Origin of the sequence: Brevibacterium marinum, assembly GCF_011927955.1 — a bacterium.
GTDB classification, from domain to species: domain Bacteria; phylum Actinomycetota; class Actinomycetes; order Actinomycetales; family Brevibacteriaceae; genus Brevibacterium; species Brevibacterium marinum.
The window spans coordinates 758080-784428 of record NZ_JAATJN010000001.1 but is presented as its reverse complement, the minus strand read 5'-3'; the positions used below and the strand labels follow the sequence as shown (position 1 = coordinate 784428).

26 protein-coding genes are annotated in these 26349 nt (G+C 60.3%); 5 read left to right on the top strand and 21 right to left on the bottom strand.

Features of this window, described 5'->3' with window-relative positions; genetic code table 11:
• Positions 1 to 74: 74 nt before the first annotated feature.
• The 3 genes from BKA07_RS03420 (at position 75) to BKA07_RS03410 (ending at position 4284) form a co-directional block, all read left to right on the top strand.
• Complete coding sequence (locus BKA07_RS03420; RefSeq protein ID WP_167949654.1) at positions 75 to 839, top strand: ABC transporter ATP-binding protein; 765 nt, start codon at positions 75 to 77, stop codon at positions 837 to 839.
• The gene (locus tag BKA07_RS03415; protein WP_167949653.1) at positions 836 to 3232 is read left to right on the top strand and encodes an FtsX-like permease family protein; all 2397 of its coding nucleotides are present in this window, start codon (positions 836 to 838) and stop codon (positions 3230 to 3232) included. The genes BKA07_RS03420 and BKA07_RS03415 overlap by 4 nt, the downstream gene beginning before the upstream one ends.
• 89 nt (positions 3233 to 3321) lie before the next feature.
• Positions 3322 to 4284 carry a nucleotidyltransferase domain-containing protein gene (locus BKA07_RS03410; RefSeq protein WP_342448982.1) on the top strand — a complete coding sequence of 321 codons (963 nt, stop codon included), beginning with the start codon at positions 3322 to 3324 and terminating at the stop codon, positions 4282 to 4284.
• 403 nt (positions 4285 to 4687) lie between these two features.
• On the opposite strand, the gene BKA07_RS03405 is transcribed toward BKA07_RS03410, so the two are convergent.
• The 19 genes from BKA07_RS03405 to BKA07_RS03315 all read right to left on the bottom strand — a co-directional run bounded on the left by BKA07_RS03405 (position 4688) and on the right by BKA07_RS03315 (position 21652).
• Positions 4688 to 5554 (bottom strand): uroporphyrinogen-III synthase, encoded by an 867-nt coding sequence (locus BKA07_RS03405; protein ID WP_167949651.1) that lies wholly within the window; start codon positions 5552 to 5554, stop codon positions 4688 to 4690.
• A gap of 209 nt (positions 5555 to 5763) precedes the next feature.
• A complete protein-coding gene (locus tag BKA07_RS19175) occupies positions 5764 to 6027 on the bottom strand; it encodes a CGNR zinc finger domain-containing protein (RefSeq protein ID WP_245161822.1) in 264 nt (87 codons plus the stop codon).
• 150 nt (positions 6028 to 6177) lie between these two features.
• A complete protein-coding gene (locus BKA07_RS03395) occupies positions 6178 to 6438 on the bottom strand; it encodes a hypothetical protein (RefSeq protein ID WP_167949650.1) in 261 nt (86 codons plus the stop codon).
• 393 nt (positions 6439 to 6831) lie between these two features.
• Entirely contained in the window at positions 6832 to 8232 is a 1401-nt protein-coding gene (gene ligM / locus BKA07_RS03390; RefSeq protein WP_167949649.1) for a vanillate/3-O-methylgallate O-demethylase, read from the bottom strand.
• Between the two features lie 115 nt (positions 8233 to 8347).
• Positions 8348 to 9193 carry a tetrahydrofolate dehydrogenase/cyclohydrolase catalytic domain-containing protein gene (locus BKA07_RS19700; protein WP_167949648.1) on the bottom strand — a complete coding sequence of 282 codons (846 nt, stop codon included), beginning with the start codon at positions 9191 to 9193 and terminating at the stop codon, positions 8348 to 8350.
• 64 nt (positions 9194 to 9257) lie between these two features.
• Positions 9258 to 10142 carry a formyltetrahydrofolate deformylase gene (purU, locus tag BKA07_RS03380; protein ID WP_342449134.1) on the bottom strand — a complete coding sequence of 295 codons (885 nt, stop codon included), beginning with the start codon at positions 10140 to 10142 and terminating at the stop codon, positions 9258 to 9260.
• Positions 10143 to 10236: 94 nt separating this feature from the next.
• Positions 10237 to 11097: a methylenetetrahydrofolate reductase gene (locus tag BKA07_RS03375; RefSeq protein ID WP_209043848.1), complete on the bottom strand. Its 861-nt coding sequence runs from the start codon at positions 11095 to 11097 to the stop codon at positions 10237 to 10239.
• A gap of 321 nt (positions 11098 to 11418) precedes the next feature.
• Positions 11419 to 12150 (bottom strand): response regulator, encoded by a 732-nt coding sequence (locus BKA07_RS03370; RefSeq protein WP_167949647.1) that lies wholly within the window; start codon positions 12148 to 12150, stop codon positions 11419 to 11421.
• Between the two features lie 25 nt (positions 12151 to 12175).
• Positions 12176 to 13432, bottom strand: coding sequence for a GAF domain-containing sensor histidine kinase (locus tag BKA07_RS03365; protein ID WP_167949646.1), 1257 nt, complete (start codon positions 13430 to 13432; stop codon positions 12176 to 12178).
• An 87-nt stretch (positions 13433 to 13519) separates the two neighbouring features.
• Positions 13520 to 14131: a 4-carboxy-4-hydroxy-2-oxoadipate aldolase/oxaloacetate decarboxylase gene (locus tag BKA07_RS03360; RefSeq protein ID WP_425339313.1), complete on the bottom strand. Its 612-nt coding sequence runs from the start codon at positions 14129 to 14131 to the stop codon at positions 13520 to 13522.
• A 77-nt stretch (positions 14132 to 14208) separates the two neighbouring features.
• Entirely contained in the window at positions 14209 to 14934 is a 726-nt protein-coding gene (locus BKA07_RS03355; protein ID WP_167949644.1) for a PIG-L deacetylase family protein, read from the bottom strand.
• A 52-nt stretch (positions 14935 to 14986) separates the two neighbouring features.
• Entirely contained in the window at positions 14987 to 15763 is a 777-nt protein-coding gene (locus tag BKA07_RS03350) for an SDR family NAD(P)-dependent oxidoreductase (RefSeq protein ID WP_167949643.1), read from the bottom strand.
• A 2-nt stretch (positions 15764 to 15765) separates the two neighbouring features.
• The gene (locus BKA07_RS03345; RefSeq protein WP_167949642.1) at positions 15766 to 16041 is read right to left on the bottom strand and encodes a muconolactone Delta-isomerase; all 276 of its coding nucleotides are present in this window, start codon (positions 16039 to 16041) and stop codon (positions 15766 to 15768) included.
• A 62-nt stretch (positions 16042 to 16103) separates the two neighbouring features.
• Positions 16104 to 16805, bottom strand: coding sequence for an alpha/beta hydrolase family protein (locus BKA07_RS03340; protein ID WP_167949641.1), 702 nt, complete (start codon positions 16803 to 16805; stop codon positions 16104 to 16106).
• A gap of 79 nt (positions 16806 to 16884) precedes the next feature.
• Complete coding sequence (locus BKA07_RS03335; RefSeq protein ID WP_167949640.1) at positions 16885 to 18270, bottom strand: MFS transporter; 1386 nt, start codon at positions 18268 to 18270, stop codon at positions 16885 to 16887.
• Positions 18271 to 18376: 106 nt separating this feature from the next.
• Positions 18377 to 19258 (bottom strand): class III extradiol dioxygenase subunit beta, encoded by an 882-nt coding sequence (locus tag BKA07_RS03330; RefSeq protein WP_167949639.1) that lies wholly within the window; start codon positions 19256 to 19258, stop codon positions 18377 to 18379.
• On the bottom strand, positions 19251 to 19607 hold the full coding sequence (locus BKA07_RS03325) for a protocatechuate 3,4-dioxygenase (protein WP_342448981.1): 357 nt from the start codon (positions 19605 to 19607) through the stop codon (positions 19251 to 19253). The genes BKA07_RS03330 and BKA07_RS03325 overlap by 8 nt, the downstream gene beginning before the upstream one ends.
• Positions 19608 to 19701: 94 nt before the next feature.
• Positions 19702 to 20118, bottom strand: coding sequence for an AMP-binding enzyme (locus BKA07_RS19890; RefSeq protein ID WP_167952825.1), 417 nt, complete (start codon positions 20116 to 20118; stop codon positions 19702 to 19704).
• Positions 20119 to 20299: 181 nt separating this feature from the next.
• Entirely contained in the window at positions 20300 to 21652 is a 1353-nt protein-coding gene (locus BKA07_RS03315) for an aminomethyl transferase family protein (RefSeq protein WP_342448980.1), read from the bottom strand.
• Between the two features lie 138 nt (positions 21653 to 21790).
• On the opposite strand from BKA07_RS03315, the gene BKA07_RS03310 reads away from it, so the two are divergent.
• Together BKA07_RS03310 and BKA07_RS19885 are read left to right on the top strand one after the other, a co-directional pair.
• Positions 21791 to 22723: a LysR family transcriptional regulator gene (locus BKA07_RS03310; protein WP_167949637.1), complete on the top strand. Its 933-nt coding sequence runs from the start codon at positions 21791 to 21793 to the stop codon at positions 22721 to 22723.
• Positions 22724 to 22856: 133 nt separating this feature from the next.
• On the top strand, positions 22857 to 23357 hold the full coding sequence (locus tag BKA07_RS19885) for a transposase (RefSeq protein WP_425339348.1): 501 nt from the start codon (positions 22857 to 22859) through the stop codon (positions 23355 to 23357).
• Between the two features lie 112 nt (positions 23358 to 23469).
• On the opposite strand, the gene dnaB is transcribed toward BKA07_RS19885, so the two are convergent.
• Both dnaB and BKA07_RS03300 read right to left on the bottom strand, forming a co-directional pair.
• Positions 23470 to 24807, bottom strand: a complete 1338-nt coding sequence (gene dnaB, locus BKA07_RS03305) for a replicative DNA helicase (protein WP_167949636.1) — start codon at positions 24805 to 24807, stop codon at positions 23470 to 23472.
• Positions 24808 to 24954: 147 nt separating this feature from the next.
• Entirely contained in the window at positions 24955 to 26328 is a 1374-nt protein-coding gene (locus BKA07_RS03300) for an FtsX-like permease family protein (RefSeq protein WP_167949635.1), read from the bottom strand.
• Positions 26329 to 26349: the final 21 nt, after the last annotated feature.

The window sequence follows — 26349 nt, the reverse complement described above, 5'->3', positions numbered from 1 at the left end:
GCGGTGGACTGAACACTATGACGAAAAGACCTCACATCGACACAGTTGAGTCCATCGATACGCCGGGATCTCACATGCCGTCCAATCACGCTGCCGATCTGATTGACGTCACGAAAAATTATGGCATCGGTGAGGGCGCGGTCACGGCTCTCGACCACGTTTCAATCCGGTTCGCAGCGGGAACGTTCACCGCGATCATGGGTCCTTCCGGCTCCGGCAAGTCGTCCTTGCTGCAGTGCGCCGCAGGTCTCGACAATCCCACGAGCGGGCAAGTTCTCCTGGCGGGTGTGGACGTCGGGCAGCTCAACGAGCAGGACCGGACTGTCCTTCGACGTGATCACGTAGGCTTCGTGTTCCAGTCATTCAATCTCGTCGGTTCGCTGACGGCGGCTCAGAATGTCGAGCTGCCCCTGCGCATCGGCCGTCGCCGCCTCAGCAAATCCGTGCTTGAGGACGCCCTGCGCATTGTCGGCCTCGAGGACCGGTCGACCCACAAGCCCAGCGAACTATCCGGTGGCCAGCAGCAACGCGTTGCCCTTGCCAGAGCTATGGTCACCCGCCCGGAAGTCCTCTTCGCCGACGAGCCCACTGGTGCCTTGGACTCTGCCACATCTCATGACGTACTCGCCCTGCTCCGCGACCTCGTCGACCAGCAGGGCCAAACTGTAGTGATGGTCACCCACGACGCCGACGCCGCATCATATGCGGATCGTGTGATCTTCCTAGTCGACGGCGTCGTCTCGGAGATTTTGGACCTCGATTCGCAACCGCGGCAACATCAACAGCGTGCCGACTCGGCGACGCGGATCGCTGCCCAGATGACCCAGGTGGGGGCATGATGCTCGCATTCGCCCAATTGCGTTCCCGCTGGTCGGGCTTCGTCGGCAGCTTCGTCGTCATCGTGCTCGGCGTGGCTCTGGTCACCACCACGTTGCTCGTCATCATCGCCTCCGAGGCAAAAGTGCCAGACCGCCTCGCCGACACCCCAATTGTCGTCACCCAGCGTCCGACTGCCACACTTACAGGTTCCACCGGGGCCCGCCAACCGTGGGAAAACTCCGTAGGAGAACGACTTGCCAGCGACCTTCAGGGCGTTGACGGCGTGGACTCCGCCATTGTCGACCGCTCCTTTTATGCCCAAGTCGTCAAAGACGGTAAGCCGATTGGCGACGACGAAGACACTACTGCTGGGCACGGCTGGTCCAGCACGAAACTTGCCCCTTACCGGCTGACCACGGGGACTGCTCCAGATGGGCCACACGATGTCGTCGTCGACGACTCTCTCGGCATCGGTGTCGACGACACAGTGGGACTCCTGACGGCTTCCGGTGAGCGAGCCGTGACGGTCACAGGAACTGTGGACGGTCCTGGCGTCTATGTCAGTGAGTCGATGGCCGAGCGATTGAGCCCAGGGGCGGCCGCCATTGGTCTTACCCTTGACCGCGGCACCTCGTCAGAAGCTGTAGCATCGGACGTTGACGATATCGCCGGCAGTGCGGATGTACTTACCGGCCAGCAACGTTCGGCCCTCGAATCGCCCTCATTGGCAAAGATCCGAGCCCAAGGAGGACAGCTCCTCAGCGCCATGGCTCTGCTGGGAGCTTTCGTCAGTGTTTTCGTCGTCGCTTCTACCTTCGCATTCGACGTCGCCCGGCGTCGCCGCGAACTCGCCCTACTGCGCGTCATCGGCGCCACGCCTCGCCAGATCAGAGGCATGATACTCGGTGAAGCAGCAGTGACTGGAGTGATCGGCTCGATCGTCGGCGCTGTCGTCGGCGTCATCGGTGGGCCACCGGTAGGTGCTCTGCTTAAACACCTGGAACTCACAGATCCGGCTCTGCACGTGCAACCCGCGTTCGTTCCGATAGGCGTCGCGGTCATCATGGGCGTAGTGGTCGCCCTCGCAGGAGCGGCCTCCGCCGGTCAGCGGGCGTCTCGTGTCGTTCCGATGAAGGCGCTGCGTTCGGCCCAGGTCGAGAGTCGTGGAACAACTCGTGCTATGGCAGTCCTTGGATCGATCGCACTGGCTGTCGGGGTCGTCTTCGCTGTCATCACGGTGATGACAGAGGCCAATCGTCAGTTGGTTCTGGGCCTGGTCACCGCCATGATCTTAACTGTCGCAGCGGCGCTCCTGGCACCGTTCCTGATCGTGCCCGCGGTGAAATTCCTGTCGTGGCCGGTACGACGCTGCCGCGGTGCAGCAACGATGCTAGTACGGTCCGAAATCCTCAACGCACCACGCCGGGCAGGTTCCATCGCAGCTCCGATCATCTTGACGATTGGATTTGCCACACTCATCAGCGCCCTCGCGCCCACCATCAGCACCGCCTACCCAGCCGGAGTCACGGCAGCTCTCTCAGGTCAAAAGATCGTTCAGCCCGTCGGCACCCCTGGGCTGTCCGAGCCGCTAGTGCAGGACATCACTCGCGGTACCGACCAGCACGTGGCAGCGCTATACACCCAACTGTTCGTTGACGACCCGTCAATGCCCGGCGAGGCCAACACTATTGTCGACGCCCAGGGCAGACTTGCTCCTTCTGACCACACAAGTGACGGTCTCGTGGTCCAACAGCAGTTGGCCGATCAGTTCGGCTGGGCGACCGGAGACAGTGTACGAGTCGGTTTTGTCGACGGCACCAGCGAACACCTTCCGATCACGAAGATCATCGAGACCAGTACGGCCCAACCACCGGTCAGCCTCTCCCGGAGCATCGTCAGAAGCCACGACCGATCGACGATGACCGATGATCTGTTCATCGCCGCCCAAGATGCCCCAGACGACGCAGGCCCGCGCGCCGAATCCCAGGATGCGAAGACTTTCGCAGACCGCGAGTACGCTGACGACGCCCGCCTGTTTGAGCAGTTCTCCACAATCTTGCTCATTCTCGCCGTCGGATACAGTGCCCTCTCGGTCGCGAACACGATAGGTATGGCCGCCCACGCTCGTCGTGGCGACCTCGCAGTCCTACGCGGCGCCGGGGGGACCATTAAACAAATAGTCGGTCTTATCTCGGCTGAAACATTCCTGATCGGACTCATAGGCGCATTGCTGGGGTTGACAGCTACCATGCCTCCGCTCGCGGCCATCGCGGCCGGCCTCGAGCAAACGACCGGTGTGCCGGTATCCATTCAACTCGACTGGGCAACTTTTGTACCCGTCACCGTCGGCACCCTGGCCCTTGCCACCGCGGCAGCAGCAACCATCACCCACCGATCACTGCGAAACGCATGACAGCTAGATCAGATGCCATCTAACTCTCCATCAGTCCCTCCGCAGTTTGGTTGCGACAGCACGACGTGCACAGTTGCGGCGGAGTACACATGTGTGATGACCTTGATGCTCGAGCCGGAAGCCATCTGCGCGATCCTGCCCATATCAGTGATGCCGCCGACATTGCGCCGAAGTCGAGTACGCTTCACAAAATGCTCAACGACTCCCTGAAGGGACAGTCAACCGTGCCCATCGAACACGTACTAGACACAGTGTCTCAATCACTTCAAGATATACCGGGTGTGCATGCCATCGTTCTCGGCGGGTCTCGGGCCCGCGGAACACATTCAGCCCAGTCCGATATCGACATTGGGATCTACTACGATGCTGCTGAGCTTGACCTCGCGCAGCTCAAGAAATGTGCCCGCGAACTCGACGATGACAGTCGCGATGAGCTGGTCGCGGCACCGGGCGAATGGGGAGAATGGATCAACGGCGGCGGATGGCTCGTCATCGACGGACACCATGTCGACCTGATCCTTCGCGAGACCGGTCGCGTCGCAACTGAGCTCGACAACTGCCGTGTCGGCAGAGTCACCGCCCACTACCAGCCCGGACACCCCCACGCCTATATCAATGCAATGTACGTCGGCGAGTTGGCCATCAGTCGCGTTCTGTGGGACGGTGCAGGCGAAGTGACGAGGCTGAAATCTGGCGCGGAAACCTACCCGGCAGAACTCAAAGCGTCGCTGGTCAACTTCTTCAAGTTCGAGGCAGGATTCTCAGCGATGTTCGCCTCAGCCAACGCGGACAAGGCCGACCCGTACTACGTCCACGCTCACGTCACACGGGCAGTCTCCTGCCTCAATCAGGTGCTCTTCGCCCTCAATGAGCAATATTGCATCAATGAGAAGAAGGCAGTCCAGATGATCGACTCCTTCCCGATCAGTCCCGCGCACTATCAAGATCGCATCGCTGAACTCTTCACCGCCTCAGTCCAGGATCTGATGGCCACATGCGGGCTACTCGATACCCTGATCGACGAAACCCAGGCACTTATCGACAACCAATAGTATTACGCAGTCTAGATAGCGTGAGTCGACGTCGCGCTTACCGAGCGCCACCCCAGCCCGGGATTAGGAAAGTCGAAATGAGCACACCGGAGGGGTCAGAACACATACAACCTGGCCGACTGAACAAAACTGCGATTGCAGCCATCGTCTTGGCACTGGTCACCGTTTCGGGGGTCTGGCTATTTGGGGCGGCGGTTCTTGCCGTTTTCGCAGTGGGCGCCGGACACGTCGCTCTGGACCAGATCAAACGAAAGGGTGAAGGGGGCCGCTGGCTGGCAATCGGTGCTCTGTGCATCACGTATTCCCTGGCAGTATGGGCGCTCCTCTCCACTCTGGGATACGTTCCTGTGCTCGTCCAGCAAATGACCCAGTAAAAGCGGAATCACGAAGGCAGCCGCTCAGCTCACCGACCGCCCTCGACGCCCGCACGCTGCAGGGCAGTGAGTTTGGCGACCAGAGTGCGCACGAGTGCGCCCAGGCGGAATCTGTCCGGGATCACGGGCTTGATGCCGTGGCTCCACAGCGGTGCCGCCGTGACATCGCCGACCGCAGCTGCCAGTACACCGCGTTCCTCGTTGAAGGCGTCGATGACCTGCGGCAGCACACCCTGATCGCGGGCGACCTCGAGGAAGGCAGTGGCACCAGGCGCAGACGTGAAGGCCACAGCTTCGCACTGGCGACGCGCGATGAGGTGAACGGCCGCCATCACGGCGTCCGGGTCGGGTGCGGGCCCCCACCGGTAGATCACCAGTGAGCAGACATCGGCCCCCGCGGCGGCGAACGCTTCGTCCAGGCCGTCGGCGCCGGCCCCGTGGTGTTGAATCGCTATCCGTACGTCCCGTACGCCTTCGTCGAGCAGTGCCTGCTGGATCTCGGCGCTCGTTTCGGACTCTGCGACCCAGTCGGGGACCAGTCCGGCTGCTTGGATCGCACCACGGGCCTTGGGACCACGGGCAATGATTCGGGCGTTCGCGAGCATCGCGTGCCATTGCTCAGTGAGGCCGGCGGCCTCGGCAACCTCACCCCAGCCGGTGAAACCGACGCCGGTCGTGACCACGACAATGTCAGGCTGCTGGTCGAGGAGCGTGCGAGTGCGCGCAACGAGTTCGGGATCGTCGATGTGCGGCACAACTGACAGCGCGGGCGCATGAACGATCGCCGCACCGTGGCGCTCGAGAGCAGCTGCGAACTGTGCGGCGCGCCGCTGAGCCGTCAGCACCACACGGCACCCGGACAGCTCGCCGGCGAGGTCGGTACGAGGCTCTTCCATACACACATCCTGGCCCCGCAGACTCACCAGAGCAACTGCCGCTGCGCAATCAGGTGCTTCATTCATGCCTCTATTGGCGGACGCATTGACGAACCTCAGGTTGCCCCCTACGAGGCGAGCTCCGGGTCCGCGAGTTGACAGTGGTGCTCAGTATCGTAACCAGATGAGACTATCTCCCGGTAGCTTTGGCAGCGACCGAGCAGTCCCACTCATCGCTGCTGACGCGTGCGCTGGGCGTGGGCTCGTACCTTCATCCGGTTGCCGCAGGTGAACATGGAACACCACTTCGCCGTGCCTGGCCGGCTGTGGTCGATGAGGAAGAGATTGCATTCGGTGTTGGCACAGGCACGCAGGCGGCCGGGATGCGGTCCCGTCTCGGTAGATCTCTTCTTCGGTGATTCCTTGAGACTGATCAAAAACAGCGACCAAACGAGGAGACTCAGAAGACATTCGTGTGTCCAAGTCTTGAACATTTCGACCGCACCTACGCTATCGATACTACGACGAAAGCGTTGAGGTCCCTCGCCAACCACGAGCGCACGCCTGTGTCACGCAGACTGCAACGTCCGCTGGGTGTGCACCCTCAAATTCGCACCAGCCACTCCCATATCCGAAATCGCCTTTCAGAATCCCGTCCGCCCTTCTGGCTTCGGCCAACTCGGTTCCAAACCGACGGTTCTCACCTTAAAGTTCAACTGACTCCTCTGGATTTGACTGACAAGATTTCTTGTCCTGCTTACCCAGATCCGCAGTGCTTCTTTGCTCAACCCGAGCTCGTTCGCGACGAGGGTGATGGCCCCGGTCGCAGTCTCGGGATCATACTGGGCATAAATGACGAGCTCAACGGCAGAAGCCTTGAGCTCGTCGATATATTTCACTGCCACGACAGAATCTCCCTCTTTCAATCTCCGTGCCTCGATCCTCCCTGGGCGACTCCCTCAGGTGTTCCGGACGACGTTTGCCTAGCTTCCTTCCAGTCGTGAGCACCGTGAGCAAAGTGTCACGAATGTCGTTGACGTGCTCACGTTTGGCCCGAGGTTGCCGATCGCAGCCACCTGACCACGTCGTCACCACAGCGCCGCGTCAGCCAGTCGGCGAACGCCCTTGGTGAGGTGGCGGAGGCGGGAGACAAGGTCTTGGTTCTTAGCAGATTCCTGCAAGCTGCGGGAAACTCCGCCGAGGCTGGGAAGAGCCACGAATGGCCACAGCCCACCCCTTGGGCCCACTGTCGCAAGGAATGGGCTGTGCGTCTGCAGTGCAGGTGGATCAGTGGCGAATCACTTCTTTCGCCACCCGCCATCGGTGTAGGTCTTGCGAACGACATCGGAGTACGGGACTGTGCTGACGTCGACGTCGACCTCGTACTGACGGTGGGGCTCGACGGAGGACTTGCTCGTGCCGCCGTCGGGTTCGCCCCATACGACCTTGAGCTGAGAACCGATCTCGACGTCCGGGTCGACAATCGCCAGCGACAGCGGTCGCTTCTCGTTCCAGCTGTAGCCGGTGAACATCGATTTGCCGACGACCTTGCCCGAGTGGTCCAGCACGGAGTCGAAATTCGAGGCACCGTAGTTGGCATTCGGCAGATCGAAGAACTTATAGGGCAGTTCTTCCTTCTGATACATCGAAGCATGGATGGTCGCAACGTCGTCGCCGTCCCATGCGAGAGTGACCTTCTTACGCTGAGCCTCGGGATCCATAGCTTTGAGGGCATCGGCACCGATGAAGTCGTGGTCATGTTTGATGAATGACCCGTAACCGAGCTCCCACGGGGTCGTGTAGTAGCCCTCAATCGTCTCGGGAACGTACGACCCTGCGACTGCGGAGTTCGCCTCATAGCTGTCGGCGCCCAACCACTTGCGGTAGTCGGCAAGCTTGTCGCCGGAGTAGATTCCCGGCAAGGGAGAGGGGATCCAACCGGACTCCAGTGTGTTGCAGGAATAGGCTCGTGCACCTGCGGGTTCCAACCCGAACTCGGCACCGGCCTCGATGATGGTTTCGCGAATGAAATCGTAGTCCTCGTAGGGACCCCACAGCTCCAAACCGGGGGCGCCGGCCATGCCGTGACGCAGAGTGCGGACTTGTTTGCCGCCGACATTCATCGTCGACATGTTGAAGAACTTGAGCTGCTCCAGAGGACCGCCGTGAACCTTCTCGATGACTTCCCAAGCCCTGGGGCCCTGGATCTGGAGGCGCCATTCCTCGCGATTGACAGCTTTGCCCATGGGGCGGGAGGGAGAGCGGCGGTCGACGGTGAGTTCGACGTTGTAGTTGCCGGTCTCGGCGTGGAAGGTCAGCCAGTTCGCCGCCGGGCTACGTCCGACATAGACGAACTCCTCTTCAGCCAAGCGGAACAAGATGCCGTCGCCGATGACGTGACCGTACGGCGTCACCGGTACATACTGCTTGGCCTTATTCACCGGGAACTTCGCCACCGAGTTGATTGCGGTATCCGAAATCAGCTTGAGGGCATCGGGACCCTTGATGTACAGGTTGTCCATATGGTGCGACTGGTCGAAGAGCACTGCGGCGTCACGCCATGCCTGGACCTCGTTACGCCAGTTGCTGAATTCGGCGGCGACAACAGGATAGACATAGGCGCCGACCTTGACATTGCGCAGGTGCTCGACGACGTCACCTGACGAATCAAGTACATCTTGCAGAGATTTCTCACTCATTTTCTTGTTCCTCTCTTTCCAGCGAAATGGAAGAGCCCATCTGGTCTCTTCAAGCCGATGTGGTGCAGTTGATTGTGGATCTGGGTGTAGATTGCAATTTCGGGAGCAGACGACCTCAGTCCAGCCCGTGGCGTCGTCGGTGGGATTCCACGGTTTGCTCGAGGAGACAGGCGATGGTCATTGGACCAACACCGCCTGGCACTGGAGTGATCCAAGCGGCTCGGTCTGCAGCCACGTCGAACTCGACGTCACCCGCGTTATCGGCATAGCCTGCGTCTGCAACGACCGCACCCGTTTTGATCCAGTCCCCGGCGATGAGTCCGGGCTGTCCTGCAGCCGCGACCACGATGTCCGCCTGAGACACGTGATCTTTGAGATCCACGGTCTTTGAATGGCAGTAGGTGACGGTGGCGTTCTCTGCCAACAACAGAAGCCCCATAGGGATTCCGAGAATTCGGCTGCGACCGACGACTATCGTGTGCCGCCCTGCGAGTTCAATCCCATATTCTTCGAACAGGCGCATGATCCCGCCAGGAGTAGCGGACCGAAACCCCTGTTCCTTGAAAGCCATAGCCGCCAGCGAGCCAGCGGTCACACCGTCCACGTCCTTGTCGGGATCGATCGCTTCGAACACCTGTTTCTCGTCGACCTGGGCAGGCGCAGGATGTTGCACGAGGATTCCGTCGACAGAATCATCTTCGGACAGTTTGCGCACTTCGCTCACGACTTGTTCGGTGCTCGACTCCGCAGGCAAGGTGATCTGACGCGGTTCGATGCCGACCTTTCTGCACCGGTTGACCTTCATTTTCACGTAGGTGTGCGAAGCTGGGTCATCGCCGACGATGACCGTTGCCAGTACCGGGCGCTTCCCTGTCTGCTCAGACAGTCGGCTCACCTCAGCGATGAGATCGTTGAGGATGGCTTTCGCGGTGGCATTTCCATCGAGGATCTGTGCACTCACGTGACACCGTTCCTTTCAATAGTCATGATGACTGTGGTCTGCATTGCGGCGATCTGACAGATTGTCAGAAGACGATGGTGGCGTTGCCGTCGCGCAGCACGCGATCCTGGCAGTGAGCCTCGACCGCGAATGAGAGCACCCTACGCTCGACATCAGCGCCCCTGCGCTGCAGATCGGATGCAGACTCCTTGTGCGTGACAGGGACGACATCCTGAGCGATGATCGGACCCTCATCGAGATCCTTCGTCACATAGTGTGCGGTCGCGCCGATCAGCTTGACGCCTCGCTCCTTCGCCTTGCGGTAGGGCGCCGCACCGATGAAGGCCGGAAGGAAGGAATGATGGATATTGATGATCGGGACTCGGACCTCATCAATGAATTCCTCGGTCAGGATCTGCATATAGCGGGCAAGCACGACCAAGTCAACGTTGTTGCGCAGCAGTTCAAGGTGACGTTGCGTAGCTTCGTCGCGCTTCTCCTTGTCCACCGGGACATAGAAGTAGGGGATGCCGAAGGCGCGAACATCTTCACTGAGATCGGGATGGTTCGAAATCACCATCGAAATGGTCACTGGGAGTTCGCCCCGGCGCTGCCTCCACAGGAGATCGAGCAGGCAGTGGTCGGACTTCGATGCGAAGACTGCCACTCGCTTGAGATTCTTCGCCTCAATGAGCTCCCATTGCAGGCCGGTGCCTTCCAAGGCACCACCGAGCGCTGCTCGAAGGCGCTCGACCTCCACGCTCAGGTTCTCGAGTGAGAACACCGTGCGCTGAAAGTAGCGCCCTCCAACGGGATCTGAGGTGTACTGGTCGAAAGCGATGATGTTTGCCCCGAAGTCCGAAAGGACGCTGGTGATCTCTGAGACGATGCCCGGGCGGTCAGTGCCGTGGACAATGAGGCGGGCGATGTTCGCCTCATCGGGATCTGCGACCGGAGACTTCCTCGGTATCGGGGCGGCTGTCTTCTCAGCTACTGCTGTGTTAGTTGTCACCGCTGGTGCTCCTCACACTAGAGTCGGATGGTGCTGACGGCTTAGTCGCTGGTCATTGGGTCTGCTCGATGAGATCTCGCCGCCAAGCTTCGGTTCGCGCGAGATCGTTGAACGTGAAGATGTGTAACCCGGTGATCATGGTGTCGGATTTCGATAGGTCCTGAACCAGACCTCGGATCAGTTTTGTCGGGGTGTACCCAGACGGGCTGAAAAATCGCCAGAACATGTTCTGCTGCTTCTTGAGGAAGTTCGCTGACTGGCCCAGTCCCAGCCCCGCGGAGATCCGCATGAGCTTCTGTCGACGGACCGGACCGGGCATACCGACGAAGGTGGGGAGTCCGATGCCTTCAGCTTTCAGTCGCGCACCCCATGCGAGGAGTGTGTCTGAGCTGAAGCAGATCTGAGTCAGGATCCGGTCAGCGAACGGTGCCTTGTCATGGACAGCTCTATTGACCTTCTCGTCGGGGAGCAGGGCGTGCCCTTCGGGGTAGCCGCCGATGCCGATATTCGAGAACGAGTGCCCGCGTACCTTGAGAGCTTTGAGCAGGTCGAGTGCATCGTTGAAGAGGCCAGCTGGCTGTTCAGCGTCACCGGCGACAATGAAGATTCGGTTCACTCCGGCCGTTTCGAGACGTGTGGCGATCTGGTCGAGTTCTTCTGGCCCGGCAACCAGGCGGGCCGGAATGTGAGGGGCAACTGTGTAGCCCTTCTCAGTGAGCTCGATCGTCGCATTCAGCGTGGGTTCCAGTCCCTTCCCGCCTGTCGCTGTAATCGTGAGAGGCACCTCGGTGGGGACATCTGAGATGACCTTGGACACCGCGCTCTTGAAAGGCATCACTTCATAGCCGATGTTGTCCAGGAGCCCGGCAAGCGCCCTCTTCTCCTGTGGGGTCTTGGCGATCAGTTTGGCCATGGCGATTCATCTTTCTGCTCTCGAGTCGTCAGATCCGACTCGTTCTCGGCTCATAGAGCGGTGTCTGACCGGTGAGAACGGGAAGTCTGCAGCGACTGCGATTCCGTTCCGGCTGACGATCCGCGACGATCATGAGACCGTGACGACGGGTGTTACGTGATTCGGTTCACATTGAACTCTAGGAAGGAGGGGGCCTCAGGAAGTATGGAAATCGGCGCGATCGACCCGAGACGTTTGACGTATCTTTCCGTGCCGAATCGTGAATGGTGGCAAGCTTCGGTCGTACGGGGCGTCACACCGGATCACCCAGGTCACACCGGATCACCCAGGGGGAGCAATGAGGCCGGCATTGACGGCCAGGAGCGCGGCTTGTGTGCGCGAGGTGAGATTGAGCTTGCCCAGCATGTTGGACACGTGGGTGCGTGCCGTGCGTTCGGAGATGAACAGTTCGGTGGCGATCTCGCGGTTGGATCTGCCTTCTCCGACCAGCATCAGCACGGTTCTCTCACGCTCGGTCAGCGATGAGATTCCTCCGGCTGGCGAGCTCATCATCTGCGTGAGTTTCTTCGCCATGGCCGTATCGATGAAGACCTCGTCTCTCGCAGCAGCTCGGATGGCTGCGGACACCTCGATTGGGCCGGCGTCCTTGAGCAGGTACCCGACCGCACCCAGCCGCATGGCAGTGTTCAGTCTCTCCGTTTCTCCATAGCTCGTGAGAACGACGACCTTGATCTCAGGATGGAGCCGGCGAATTTCCTTCAACGCGCTCAGCCCGTCGAGTCGCGGCATGAGCAGGTCCATGATGACGACCTCAGGCAATCCACCGAAGACCTTGAGCTCAGCAAGCTTGTCAAGAGCGTCCTGCCCGTCGACGGCCTCCCCCACAGACTCGATGTCCTCGAGCACATTGAGATAAGCCGAAATCCCCATCCGTGCGACAGCATGGTCATCGACGATGAGAACTTTGAGCGCGTCCTGTTTCGCTGCCGAGTCCCTGGGCAGGCCCGGATCGTCAGAGGCATCTTCGCTTCCGTCTCTCCTCTGAACATTCATAAGTTGTCCCAACCCTTTGCGGTGATCATCCGTTGTCGAGTTCCCATTCGCGGTGCGGGATCCGAGCGCGAATTGTTGTTCCACCTGAGCTGCCACCAATGGAAACTTCGAACTGGCCATCCCAGCGCTCCACGCGCTGTCGCATAAAGGTCAGTCCGTTGCCGGCGATGAGCCCGTGGTCATCACGCAGGAGATTCGTGGTCAGGTCCCCGTTGTCGTTGATGTGCAGGTCGATCATGCCCTCTTCGTCGCGTTGGATCCCGATGGAGATGAGATCTGCTGATGAGTGTTTGACGGCGTTGTGGACCGCCTCAGCGAAGACGAAGTAGACATCCTCCGCGATTTCACCGCCGATGTCATCTACCGCCTCGGCGATATCGGTCTCGAATTTCACTCCGGTCTGCCGGTGTGTGGCCGATTCCAGCTTAGACACGGCTTCGCGCAGTCCGACCCCGGACACAGCAGAGGGACGGAGTTGGGCGATGAGTCCGCGCAGGTCCTTCAGCGCAGAACCGGTGATGTCCACGAGGTCGGTCGTGATCTCCTGGATGCGGTCAGAACTCTCGGTCCGATCATTGTCAGCGAGCACCTTGAGCGTCTGCGCGAGCATGCCCATGGAGAAGACCTGTTGAACAACGGAATCGTGCAGGTCGCGAGCCAGCTGCTGACGTTCCTCACGTTGGGCGGCATTGCGCTCCTGTTCGAGCAGGGAGGCGTAGTCGATGGCCAGTCCGGCTTGTTCGGCCATCGAGACGAGGAAGTCGAATCCTTCGCTGTCGATCTCCTTGCCGGGGGACACGAAGACATTGAGTACGCCGATCGTCGTCTGGCGTATGGTGATCGGCACTGAGGCGAAAGCGTCCCATTCCGGTTCGCGGTGATATTCGTGCAGCGGTTCCCAGGCCGGACTATTCATCACGACCGCGTATCGGTGAGGAAGGATGATCGGCTTTCCCGTCCTGAAGACATCCAACATGCGCAGGTCGGCTCCGCGACGCCGGCATTCCATCAGCAGAGAGAAGAACGAGCTGTTCCTTGACGCGGGAAACCCTGCGGTGCCGAGCATGTGCAGTTTGTCACCGGAGTGTTCGTTGGTCAGCACCTGAACTCCTGCCAGACCGTCGGCCTGCAGAATCTCCTCCGCCAGAGCGTGCAGTGTCGCAGGCAGTGAACGCTTCGATGCCACCTGTGCTGCGGTGCGTGCCACTGCCGCCGCGTGCCGGCCCCGCCTTCGCAGAGCCTCGATCTCTGCGGGCGCCAGAGGCTCGGACGAGGTGACCATCAGCATTGTCCGCTTCTGACCAACGGTCCGTGCCCGGGCTGAGAGTGTGCTCCGCTCGCTAGACCACGGTGCCGACGGCGTCTCGCGCTAGTCCTGGTCGACATACTCAATGCCCAGCTCTTCCAGTTTGGGTCGCAGATCATAGATGTCGAGCCCGAGGGCACCCTCGGCGAATTGATCGCGCTTCCGCTTCTCCTTGTCCTCCCTGGACTGGGCCTTCTGCGCAACCGCGGCGGCCTCAGCGCGGGGAACCACGACCACTCCGTCATCGTCGGCGATGATGGCATCGCCCGGGTTCACTGCGACTCCCGGCAAATGAACGGGCACATTGATCGACCCGGGGTTGAGTTTGTTCGTTCCCTGCGCATGAACAGCTCTGGACCAGACGGGAAAACCCATGGCGGTGAGATCGGCCACGTCACGCACCCCGGCGTTGATGATCAGGCCCGCTGTTCCGCGTGCCTGCAGTGCAGTGGCGAAGAGGTCTCCGAACATTCCATCGGTCGACGGAGAGGTTGTCGTGACGACGAGGACGTCTTCGGGGCCGCACTGCTCGACTGCCGCGTGGATCATCAGGTTATCTCCGGGGTGGCTGAGCACGGTGATCGCCCGGCCGGCGATGCGCGCCCCTGCGTAGATGGGACGCAGCACCGGTTCGACGAGGCCCCGTTTTCCCATTGCCTCGTGGACGGTGGCCACTCCAAGACGGGAAAAGGTCTCAAGCGCCGAGGCGGGGGGACCTGAGATGGATCGAGAGCGAACGATTCGCTGGGCACTCATACGAGATCACTTCCGACGACTGGGAACAGGCGAGCATGCGCCTCGGCGTGTGAGATTGAGCTGTTCCCGCTGTTGCGAACAGCCTGGACACCGCGACGTACCGCCAGTTCCGTGTAGTACTCGATGAGGTGGCTCTGTGCGCCCATGCACTGCATGGCCTTGAGCTTGACGTCGAAGACCTCGGTGATGTCGAGGATGAGGTCGACGGAAAAATTGCACATCTCCGGCTGGTGGGGTTCGAACATGAGCACTTGCGGAGCACCGAGCGGCGGGTCTTCGGTCTTATGACCCATGGCCTGAGCGACCATGCGGGACCGCAGCAGAACTTCATGAGCCATATTGTGGTCGCGGTTGTACGGGTCGTTGGCGACATGCGTGATTATCGTGTCCGGCCGGTAGCGGCGCAGAAGGTCGACCACATGGTTGAACGCTTCGTCATCGACGTTGAGCGGGTAGTCGCCGAGGTCGAGGAAGTCAGCGCTTGCACCGAGGATCTCTGCAGCTGCGGTGGCTTCAGCGAGTCGCTTCTCTCGCACATTTTCGATGGTCATGCCGTCCTGCTTCCACAGGCCTTGGGATTCACCCCGTTCTCCGAAGCTCAGGCAGATGACGTGGACATCGTCGCCGCGAGCTGCTGATACGGCGATCGCTCCACCTGCTCGCCAGACGAAGTCCCCGGAGTGAGCGCTGAAGACTACGATTGATTTCTTGTCTGTTGTCATAACTGGACTACCACTTTCGTTGGATTCGGCTGACTCATCTGCCGTGAGGATCTCATCTCATCAGTCCGCCGCCATCACAGATCAAGGACTGTCCGGTGATGAGGGCACCGTCGGGCGAGGCCAGAAAGGCCACGAGACCCGCAAAATGCGAGGGGGTGACAAACTCTTCGATCGCCTGCTTGTGCATGGTCGTGCTGAACACTTCTTCACCGGAATGCTTTCGGGTTCCCGGCGTTGCCACTTGTGCGGGCATGACAGCATTGACTGTGACCCAGTCCGGACCGAATTCTTTGGCCAGGACCCGGGTCATGCCTGTGAGGGCACCTTTGGAGGCGATATATGCCAACTGGCCAGGGTTGCCCATAAAGAAGGTTCGAGATGCCACGTTGATCACGCGACCACGCCACCGGCTGGCTTTCAGCTGCGGATAGCAAGACTGCACCATATGCATCGGGCCGACAGCGTTGACGTCGAAGTACCGATGCATCTCCTCAGCGCTGGTGCGCAGGGAGCTTTCCCGCCCGGACAGAATCCCGGCGCTGTTGATCAGGATATCGATCCCACCAAAGAGTTCGGTAATGTCGTCGACCACCGACTCCACCGCGGCCGCATCGGTGATATCGCACTTGAAGAAATGATCCCGATTGTTTGCCCCGTCGGCGTCTGCGGGCTCTTTTACATCCAGGCATGCCACAGTGCTGCCCTCTGCGGTCAGACGATCAGCGATGGCACACCCCAATCCGCCGGAGGCTCCGGTGACGATGGAGACCGTTCCCTCAAGCCTATTCGGTGGAATGGGGAGGACCGTCTGATCTTCGGGTTGAAACATCGTCACTTCTCCTGAGGATGAGTCGCAAGAGGTTCGACAGTGGCATCCATCCAGGCGAATTGCGGTAGGGAAGCCAGAGCAGCATGCAGTTCGGTTGCATCGACTGCAGCCCAGAGTCCGACGGTCGCTTTGCGGCCGGGGACGCGCCAGAGCTTCTTCAGGATGCCGGACTGCCGCAGCTCTTGAGCTCTCTCGCGTTCAGCTGACTTCAGTCCGGCGATTTCTTCTGCGCTCATCGTCTCGGGAAGATTTGTCTCGAAGCGAACCAGGAATTCCATAATTTGTCCTCAGCAGTAGTGATGGGAATGGGCCCGCAGCTGTGTACCGTGCGGATCTGGTCTCAGGCGGCGACTTCGTCGAGCAGGGCGGCCAACTCCGATGGGGCGGTCACCATCGCTTCGTGCCCGGTTGCGATCTCGTGGACCGCCCACCCCAGCTCATCGGCCCTCTCGCGCGATTGCCGGAAGACTCGCATCCAGTCGACACATTCGATGAACACTCCCTTCACCCGCTCGTGTGCGCCGGTGAGCGGGAGTTCATCGGTGTAGGTCTTCCACGGATGAGGAGTCAGTCGGGGCGCCAGCCAGTCGAAATCGCTTTGGTTGCTCACGCCCAGCTTTTCAAGCGGACGGGTGGGTATCAGCCAACCGAACCCAGAGCCCTCGACGGATTCGCGGTAGTGATGGGCCACCTCGGCGGGCTGCATGTCGACGGCAGCGCGACCATCGCCGATGAAAGCGTCGAGATGTACTCGGACGGAGATACGCTCAGGCACAGCATCCGCGACCCCGGTGATGACCTGACCGGCATAGCTGTGGCCGACCAGAATAACGTCGTTGAGATCGTAGGTTTCGAGATAGCTCACGACATCGGCGATATGCGTGTCGAGGCCGACGGCGGGACTGATCAGGTGGGCTCGATCGGATACTCCTGTCAAGGTGGGTGTGTGAACCTCGTGTTCAGCTTGTTGGAGGAGAGGTACGACCCTCTGCCAGCACCAGCCGCCATGCCAGGCTCCCGAAACCAGTACGAATATGCTCATAGGACTCTGCCTCCGTATCGTTGTGTGTTTGCTGTCGTTGTGGGGTGAGCGCCGGGCTCCGACGAAACGGCCCGCCGATTCATATGCTGTCGGCCGACGCTCGGTGCACCCCGACCTTGAGCGCAGCCATCGCGATGAAGCTGATCAGCCCCATCGCCAAGAGGTAGAGGGCGATTGGCGTCGAGCTGTGGAATGCGGCGTAGAGGCCAGTGCCGATGAGCGGCATGAACCCACCTCCGAAGATCGATCCGATCTGATAGGCCACCGACGCCCCGGAGTAGCGGACTTCGGCGGGGAAGAGTTCGGCGATGAGGGTAGCCTGAGGGCCGGCCATCAAGGATTGAACGAACAGCAGCACTGCGAAGGCAACGGCGATGGAGAGCCAGTTGCCGGTGTCGATGAGCCAGAAGAAGGGGAAGGCCCAAACCACCAGTAGGCCTGCTCCCCAGAGGAACACCGACTTCTGCGTGAATTTGTCCGCGAGAACTGCTCCGAGCGCCACCGTGACGAGGTGACAGACCGCACCCCAGAGGATCAGCGCCAACATGACATTCTGGGAGACGCCGTCCGTACCGAGATTCTCACGATGGGACAGCATCCACACCGAATACATGTAGCCGAGGGCGGGAGATGCGATCGAGATGGCTCCGGCCAACAGCACGGTCCCCGTGTGCTTGCGGAACAGGTCGATCATGGGTGCCTTGGAAACAGTCTTCTTCTGCTTGACGCTCTTGAACGCTGGAGAGTCCTCGACATGAAGGCGAATCCACATTGCGATGATCACCAACAGTGCACTGATGAGGAACGGCACGCGCCAACCCCAGCTCTGGAAGGCCTCGGGCGACATGATGTTCGACACCACGATGAAGACGAGGTTGGCTCCGATGATGCCCAACGGCAGACCCATCTGTGGGAATGCTCCGTAGAGAGCCCGACGATTGCTCGGCGAGTACTCAACCGCCATGAGCACAGCGCCGCCCCATTCGCCTCCGACGCCGATTCCCTGGAGGAGACGGAGGACGACGAGCAGGATGGGTGCCCAGATTCCGATCGACTCGTAGTTCGGCAGCAGGCCGATGAGTACGGTCGCAGATCCCATCAGCAACATGGACACCAGGAGCATGGCCTTGCGTCCGATCCGGTCGCCGTAGTGACCCATAATGAGTCCGCCCATAGGGCGGGCGAGGAAGCCGACGGCGAATGTTCCGAATGCTGCGAGGGTGCCGAGGATCGGATTGTCGCCGGCGGGGAAGAACTGGGGCCCGAAGATCATTGCGGCGGCCGACCCGTAGATGAAGAAGTCGTACCATTCGATGGCGGTGCCCGCGAGAGAGGCACCCAGCACCTTGCGCCGTTCCTGCGCTGTGGGTACCTGCCCGCTTACTGAAGCTGCGGTCGAGCTGCAGTGACTCGCCGCATTGACACTGTCAGCATTGACAGCGTCGGAAGCTTGGTGCTCGTTCATGTCTTAGTCCTTGGTCCCTATGCACAGCCACAGTGGGTACCGGCACGCCCTCGCACGGAGTCATTGCTTGGTGCCCACTGCTCTGTTGCCATGGTTGTCGGATCGATCACTGCGCAATCGCAGCATCCGTATTCTCTTCGGCCGATTTCTCGGCGGCGAACAGTGCCAATGCTGCCGCGGTGTTAGAAGCCGGCACATGGTACGTGTCGTGGACTCGGCGAATGTTGTCGCCCAGTGCACCCCTCATGATCAGCCACATGATCATCTCGATTCCTTCCGAACCTGCCTGCTCGACATATTCGGCGCGGGTGATCTGGGAGAGCGATTCGGGGTCGGTTTCAATCTTCTCGAGGAAGTTGCGGTCGAACTCCTGGTTGATCAGTCCCGCTCGCTCGCCGGAGAGTTGGTGGGACATTCCTCCGGTGCCGAAGACGGCGACCTTGATGTCCTGTGGGAACGAGCGAATGGCACGCCCGAGGGCTTCGCCGAGGGCCAGGCAGCGGTCTGCCGTCGGCTGTGGGTACTGCAAGACGTTGACGAGCATCGGCACGACCCTGCAGGGCCAGGCATCGCCGGGATTCGGAGTATAGACAGAGAGGGGAACTGTCAGCCCATGATCGACGTCGAGTTCCTGCAGCACAGTCATGTCGAATCCTTCGTCCACGAGGTTGACGAGGATGTGCTCGGAGAGTTCAGCGTCGCCGACGATATTCGGCACCTGACGCGGTCCGTAGCCTTCATCGGCCACATCATAGTGTTCAGCTGTTCCGATCGAGAACGTCGGGATCATCTCCAGGCCGAGGGCGTTGGCATGGTCGTTGTAGATCACGATCGCCACATCCGGCTTCTGCTCGGCCATCCATTCGCGGGCCGGTTGGTAGCCGTCGAAGAGCGGCTTCCACAGTTCGTCCTCCGTCTTCTCATTGTCCATTGCGGCACCGATCGAGGGTACGTGGGACGTTGCGAGTCCCCAGGTGATCTCAGCCAAAATTCCGTCCTCCTGCTTTCAGCTCAGCCTTGAACTGTTCTGTGCTCATCCCGGTGAAGACTCCGCCGAGGTCCTGCATCGACTTCTTATCAATGGCAGCGAGCTTGATGACGTAGAAGATCGAACCGCCGATCTCGGTCATCTTCTTCCAATCGCGGTCGAGGACCGCCAGCTTCTGTTCGGCACTGAGGCCGTGTTTGTCGCAGTACGCGGACTCATCGGCGATGAAGAGTTCGCGATTCTCTGGATTCTTGAGTGAGTACAGCATTTTATTGAGGGCTCGTCCCTGACGACTCATCTGAGTGTCGTAGACGTGGGTCCCTTCAACCTTCGGGGTGTAGGACGACACGATGCTTCCCTTATCTGTCGTGGTGACGACTGTCTTTTACAGTGATTCATCTCACTTATCGAGCCTAGGGGGCCGGGATGCGGAGAACATCGGCTCATCGACCCGCCCGATTCGCGACATTTGTCTCGGTTGACTCAGCTCCGTCGCTGTACCCCTGTCTGAACTCTTCCTTCGTGGCGGCGGCTTCGCCCTCCCCTGGGCCTGGCTCCATGAGGTCCGAAGCAAGTTCCTTCGCACGGGCATGATTGAGCTGTCCCGCTGGCGTCCGGCCCAGAGACTCGCGGATTCTGATGACTCGAGGCTTGTTGTATCCGGCGAGTTCTGCACCCACCCGGGCCTGCAGATCCTGGACCGTGACACTCGCCTCGCTCTGTACTGCCACGACTGGCGAAACTTTCTCACCCAGACTTTCGTCTGGCAGGCCGAACACTGCGACGTCATATACTCCGGGGTAGTCAAGCAGTCCTTCTTCGACTTCGGAGGGGTAGACCTTTTCCCTGCCTGTATTGATCGCTGCCGAACCGCGTCCAAGGAATTCGACCTATCCACCTTCGAGCACCTTCACGTAGTCACGGGTACGAACGTGGCGAATGCCGTTGATCACCGGATGCGATTCGGCTGATTTCTTTCACCCCTGTGCGAAATGGTATGAGGCTATGGAGTCGGCCGTGGGGGCGAGCGGCGTTAGGCGATCAGTTCTTGCGGTAGTTTTCGCGAGCGAAGGCCGAATATGGGGCGGGTTCCACTGTCGCGCGGATGCTCACCTGCCGATGTTCTTCCACCGCCGCCTTCGCAGAGACCGGGTCTTCGCCCCACACGATCGTCACTTCGGTTCCGGGCTTCGCGTATTCGTTGTCGACGCTTGCCAACGAAACGAACGCCTGTTCATTGGTGATGTAGCCAGGGTCATGTGAGATTCCGATTTCTCTGCCATCGACGAGCACCCGATCGACTTGGTATTGCCCGTAGCGAGACTTCGGAAAATCGATGTACTTCGCGGGAACGCCCGACTCGAACTGAGTCTGGATGGCGGCCGCGACATCGGAAGGGTCCCACAGCAGGGTGACTTTCTGCCGAGGCGGATTCTCAGCGAGGCGCTGAAGTGCCTTCTTGCCGATGAATTCGTGATCGAATTTCACGCTTCGACCGTATCCCAGATCGTATGGCGTGAGGTAGAAGTCCTCAACCCGGTCGGAGTCGAAGCTTCCGGCGAGGGAGCCTGCACGATCGGCCGGCAGCCAGTTTCGGTATTCTTCGGTGCCTTCTCCGCTGAAGATCGCAGGGAAGGGTGAGGGGACCCACGCCGACTCCAGGTTCGATGACGAGTATGCCTTCGAGCCGACGAGCACGAGGTCGAGACCTTCGCCGGCCTTGATCAGTGCCGACCGGACGCGCTCGCCCTCGACCCAAGGACCGAAAAGCTCGAAGCCTGGCTGCCCGGCCATGCCATGACGCAACGAGCGGACCTGCAGTCCGTCGATGACGAAGTCAGTCATTCCGAAGAAGCGAGTCTGCGGCACCTCGCCGCCGGTCACTCTTTCCATGAGTTCGAGTGCCCGTGGCCCCTGCACCTCGTAGCGGTACTGGATCGGGTCACCCTTGCGCACGGCCGAGCTGGCGTCACGCTCGAAAGTGACATCGTAGTCGCCCGTTTCGCCGTGGTATTGGAGCCAGTCCAGAACCATGTGCCAGCCGACGAGATCGAATGACTGCTCTTCAAGGTAGAAGAGAATGGCATCCCCGATGAGGTAGCCCTCGTGATTGACCGCAATGAACTGTTTAGCTTTGTTGGGAGTGAATTTCTCAAAGCTGTTCACGGCGACATCGGAGAGCAGCTTCAGCGCGTCAGGACCTTTGATAAAGAGATCGGACATATGGTGCGACTGGTCGAGCAGCGCAACGGACTTCCGCCACGACCTCTGCTCGGTTCGCCAGTTACTGAACTCGGGCTGCACAGGGAAGATGGTGGGTTTTGCCTGTGCATTGCGCAGCAGCGAAATTGCTCCGCCTGCGCGCTGGATTGCTTCTGCAAGTGATTCGGTCACGGGCACTCCTTCGTGGGACTGTGTTGCGTGCTTGTATAGACGATACATATGATGATCACTATGAAATATTAGACTTACTTATACGAGCTATTGGGTTGTGTTTATCGGTTAGCACCTGACGCAAAGGCGGGCAACGCTGTGGATCTAAATCTGCTGCGCATCTTCATCGCAGTGTATGAAACTCGGAGCCTCACAGAGGCGGCCAACCGACTGTTCCTCACCCAACCGGCAGTCAGTCAGGCATTGGGCAGGCTGAGACGCAGTCTGGATGATTCGCTGTTCGAGCGAAGCGGCAGAGGTATGGCTCCGACTCCCTTGGCACACAGCGTCTACCCTGAGCTCCACGAATCGTTGTTGGCCATCGATCGCACCTTGGACGCCGTGCACGGGTTCGATCCCGAGTCTTCGGGTCACCATTTCCGCATCGCGATGTCTGAGTTGGGTGAGGTTGGATACTTTCCCGCCCTCTACTCCGCAGTCTGCGACACCGCGCCGAACGTCACTGTGGAGGTCGTTCCCATAGACATGTCGCAACTGTCGGCTTGGCTCTCGCACGGCACCATCGATCTGGCCATCTCTCCGATGCTTCCGAAGGGTAACTTCGATCAGAGGCTCCTCAAGACCGAGAACTACGTCGCATTGATGAATCAGAACAACGGTTTGGCGACCGGTGAACTGACGGTGGCGCAGCTCTTGGACGCCGAGCGTGCGATCGTTGCCGGAGATTCGGGGGCACCGAACCTCCGAGCAGCATTCACTCGGGTGGGCGGCGGCTGGGAGGGAGCAGTGACCGTTCATCGATTCTCCTCGCTTCCGCCTCTGCTCAGTGTCTGTGAGAGTTTGTTGGCAATAGTTCCCGAGTCGATTGCCGATGGTTGGTCGACGACATGGCCGCTGAAATGGCGGCCACTGCCTTTCGACCTTCCACCTGCCGAGATTTCGTTGCTCAGGCGCACGACTCTGCAGCACACATCTGCATTGGATTGGTTACATCGAACCGTGTTGCGGGCTTTGAGCGGAGATCCCGGCGAGTTCTCCGCCATCGGCGCCTCGCCTCAGCCTGAACCGTGAACTCAGCGGGTGCAAGTTGAGGCAGAGACTGAATCACCACGTGGTCATAGAGGCAGGGAGATTGGAAGAAGGAGATTCTCTCATGCCGGTGAAATACACCGACGAGCTCTAGGCTTGAGCCGTCGAGCTCGTCATCCATGCCCAAGCCGATGCTGAGACCGCGAATGGGGCAATCACCCGCGTCGCGAACGAGCTCAGAATGAGCAAGGAAACTTTGCGCGTGTGGGTGCGCAAGCACAAGGACTCGGGCAAAGCCACGCCGACCGAATCGGTTGATCTTAAGGTCGAGAACAGCCGACTGCGCGCCGAGGTGGCCGAGTCCAAGCGGGCGAGCGAGATGGGCTACTTGCGTTGCTTGGGCAAGACAGGGAAGTCCTTTGCGCGGCTTCATTGTCTCCATTATTACCGGTGCGAATCAGAGATTCGTACTGCTTGGAGACAAGTAATGCCAGGGGCACGATTAAACCACTGCCACTTGCGGATGGCACCGTCGACTTTAAACGTCCACCAAGCGTTCCTCGTTATGAGAATGAACGATCTCGCAAAAACACTGAGCACCCCACTCGCTAACAATGGTCTAGCACATTCTGTGGAGAAGAGTGACCTTGCTCACCAACCGTCCACATTTACCTGAGCTCAATCGATACATGGCACAGCGCATTCAGTCAAGCAAAAAACGCAGTTCTGGCGTAACCAATGTATCGAAGCATTTGTACAAAGTAGGACGCATCTCTACAAGAGATGTCTTACTGCGGCATGTTGACGAACCGGGACTTCGCACCCTGGAAGGCCACAGAGATGTCCGCGGTCGGACCGGCACGGTGCTTGGCGACGATGATGTCGGCCTCTCCGGCGCGTTCGTGTTCCTTGTCGTACATGTCATCACGATGGATCAGCAGCACCATATCGGCGTCCTGCTCGATCGAACCGGACTCACGCAAGTCCGAGATCATCGGCCGCTTATCGGTTCTCTGCTCACTGCCGCGGTTGAGCTGCGAGAGCGCAATGACTGGGATCTCAAGTTCCTTCGCCAGCAGTTTGAGCGAACGGGAGAATTCCGAGACCTCCTGCTGACGCGATTCGACTCGTTTGCCCGAGCTCATCAGCTGCAGGTAGTCGACGCAGACCATCTTGAGATCGTGCTGCTGCTTGAGACGACGGCACTTCGCGCGGATCTCGGTCAGCGCCATGTTCGGCGAATCGTCGACGAACAGCGGCGCATCGTTGATGCGGGACTCCGTCGCGGCCAACGTCGTCCAATCATGCGGAGACAGCTCACCTCGGCGCAGATTCTGGAGGGGGATCTCCGACTCCGCCGACAGCAGACGCATGACGAGTTCGTTCTTGCCCATCTCCAAGGAGAAGAACACGGCAGCCTGGCCGTTGTGGATCGCCGCCGAGCGCATGAAGTCCAGCGCCAGAGTCGACTTGCCGACACCTGGGCGAGCAGCGATGACGATCATCGTGCCCGGATGGAAGCCGTTGGTGAGCAGGTCGAATTCGGTGAATCCGGACGGCACACCGGCAGTCATACCGTCGGTGTCGCCATTGCGTTCGATCTCCTGAGCGACATCTCCGAGGATCTCGGACAGGATGACGTAGTCCTCGGTGGTATGGCGCTCGGTGACCTGGTAGATCTCCGCCTGAGCCGAGTTGACGACCTCATCGGTGTCGCCTTCGGCGTCGTAGCCCATCTGCACGATGCGGGTGCCGGCCTCGACCAGGCGACGCAGCACCGCCTGTTCGCGCACGATCGCGGCATAGTAACCGGCGTTCGCCGCTGTCGGCACGGAGGAGATGAGCGTGTGCAGGTAGGCGGCGCCGCCGACGCGGGAGAGATCACCTGTCTTCGTGAGGTAGTTGGCCACCGTCACCGAGTCCGCGGGTTCGCCTCGCGAGTAGAGATCGAGGACGGCTTCGTAGATGGTCTCGTGAGCCGGCTTGTAGAAGTCATCGCCGGCCATGGCCTCGACGCAGTCGGCGATCGCGTCCTTGGACAGGAGCATTGCACCGAGGACGCTCTGCTCGGCCTCGACGTCCTGCGGCGGGGTTCTCAGCCCGTCATACCCCTGATTGCTGCTCAATCGTCATCCTCTTTCTCGAACCTCGTCGGCGGACACCCGCTTTCAACGCCCTCCAACTGTACCTGGATCGCCGACCCCAGGACCCACCTCGGCGGGGGCATCCGGGTGTGAGCGCAAGCTCACTCCGGCGCACTCGGTTCGCCGCCCTCACTCCCGTGAACGACCTGCCGTCGCCACCGCCACCAGGATCGGCTTCGCCAGCTGCAGTCCCGATCTGATGATGAGAATACCGACGGCCACTGACGCGAGAATCGTCAGGAACGTGCTCGGTCTGAGCACCAGGGCCGCACCGGCGAACGGCAGGACCAGAACCAGCCCGAGCCCACCGGCCAGCAGAGACACCCAGATGACCGGACCCATCACTGCACGCACCATGGCGGCTTGCATCGTGCCCGGGTCCATACCGGCGGCATAGAGGTCCTGGAAGGTGTCGGCTCGGTCATAGATGTCGGCGACCTGGTTGATCAGGGCGGATACAGCGATGAGCAGTATCGAGATGCCCATCACCAGCATCACGCCGGTGAAGATGTCCTGGAAGAGGAACCGATCCGCGTCCCGCATCTCTGAACCAGGTCCGTCGGCGGCGTCGAGACCGAGCTGCATGAGGGAGATGCCGGACCCACCCACGGCCGCAACGAACGCGGTCATGGCCAGGCCGGAGACTCGGCGCCAGAAGCGTTTGGGTTCGTCGGAGACCAGACGTGCGGCGATGAGCCGTTCCGGAGTCTGAGCGCGATTCCCACTCAGATAGGCGAACCACCTGATCAGCAGCCCACCGACCAGGTCGACGACGAGCAGACCGATGACAAAGACCGCAATGAAGCCTGAGAGCAGTACGGCCACCCCGAAACCGCCGCTCCTCGTCAATCCGACGACGACTGGCAGGAGCAGGATCGCAATGGCTGCCATCACCACTTGGACCACCGGGAACTTCCGTTCCAGGGCCTTCGTCCGCACGCCCAGGGGCGAGATCGCAACCTTGCGCAGCCCCACCAGGGCAGCGACGATGCACACAAGGATGAGGAACACGACGACGGCGCCCACCAACCACGCCGGCATGAGCATGTTCTCGTAGCCGATGGGCCGGCCCATGAAGTGGATGAGGCTCACCGGCCAGGCCAGTCCCAGGTAGCCGACCACCCCGAGGACGATCCCGCAGATCGCGGGCACCAGCGGCTCGGCCACAGCCAGGGTGACGATGGACGAGCGCCTCGCCCCGAGCAGCGACATCGTGGACAGGCGCTCATCCTGTCGACGGGCGGACAGGGTCGCCGAGGCCGACGCCAGGGTGCTCGCCGGGATGACGAGCAGAATGGTCGCGAAGCTCGCGAGGAACCTGTACATGCCGTCCATGCCCGGGTCCGGACCGGCCGGGGCCTGGAAGAACATCCATGCCCCGGCGGCCACGGTGAGGAACAGGGTGGCACAGGCGAAGAAGGCGCTCATCACCAGGATCGAACTCGATGAGGACAGCGTCCTGCGGCCCAGGACGAGGGGGACGACTCGGGTTGCTGTTGACACGTCGGACTCCTTTCTCAGCTT

Coding starts and splice junctions, on each gene's coding strand:
- BKA07_RS03420 (WP_167949654.1), top strand. CDS start 75: ATGCCGTCCAATCACGCTGCCGATCTGATTGACGTCACGAAAAATTAT.
- BKA07_RS03415 (WP_167949653.1), top strand. CDS start 836: ATGATGCTCGCATTCGCCCAATTGCGTTCCCGCTGGTCGGGCTTCGTC.
- BKA07_RS03410 (WP_342448982.1), top strand. CDS start 3,322: ATGTGTGATGACCTTGATGCTCGAGCCGGAAGCCATCTGCGCGATCCT.
- BKA07_RS03405 (WP_167949651.1), bottom strand. CDS start 5,554: ATGGAAGAGCCTCGTACCGACCTCGCCGGCGAGCTGTCCGGGTGCCGT.
- BKA07_RS19175 (WP_245161822.1), bottom strand. CDS start 6,027: ATGTTCAAGACTTGGACACACGAATGTCTTCTGAGTCTCCTCGTTTGG.
- ligM (WP_167949649.1), bottom strand. CDS start 8,232: ATGAGTGAGAAATCTCTGCAAGATGTACTTGATTCGTCAGGTGACGTC.
- BKA07_RS03375 (WP_209043848.1), bottom strand. CDS start 11,097: ATGGCCAAACTGATCGCCAAGACCCCACAGGAGAAGAGGGCGCTTGCC.
- BKA07_RS03370 (WP_167949647.1), bottom strand. CDS start 12,150: ATGAATGTTCAGAGGAGAGACGGAAGCGAAGATGCCTCTGACGATCCG.
- BKA07_RS03365 (WP_167949646.1), bottom strand. CDS start 13,432: ATGGTCACCTCGTCCGAGCCTCTGGCGCCCGCAGAGATCGAGGCTCTG.
- BKA07_RS03355 (WP_167949644.1), bottom strand. CDS start 14,934: ATGACAACAGACAAGAAATCAATCGTAGTCTTCAGCGCTCACTCCGGG.
- BKA07_RS03350 (WP_167949643.1), bottom strand. CDS start 15,763: ATGTTTCAACCCGAAGATCAGACGGTCCTCCCCATTCCACCGAATAGG.
- BKA07_RS03345 (WP_167949642.1), bottom strand. CDS start 16,041: ATGGAATTCCTGGTTCGCTTCGAGACAAATCTTCCCGAGACGATGAGC.
- BKA07_RS03340 (WP_167949641.1), bottom strand. CDS start 16,805: ATGAGCATATTCGTACTGGTTTCGGGAGCCTGGCATGGCGGCTGGTGC.
- BKA07_RS03335 (WP_167949640.1), bottom strand. CDS start 18,270: ATGAACGAGCACCAAGCTTCCGACGCTGTCAATGCTGACAGTGTCAAT.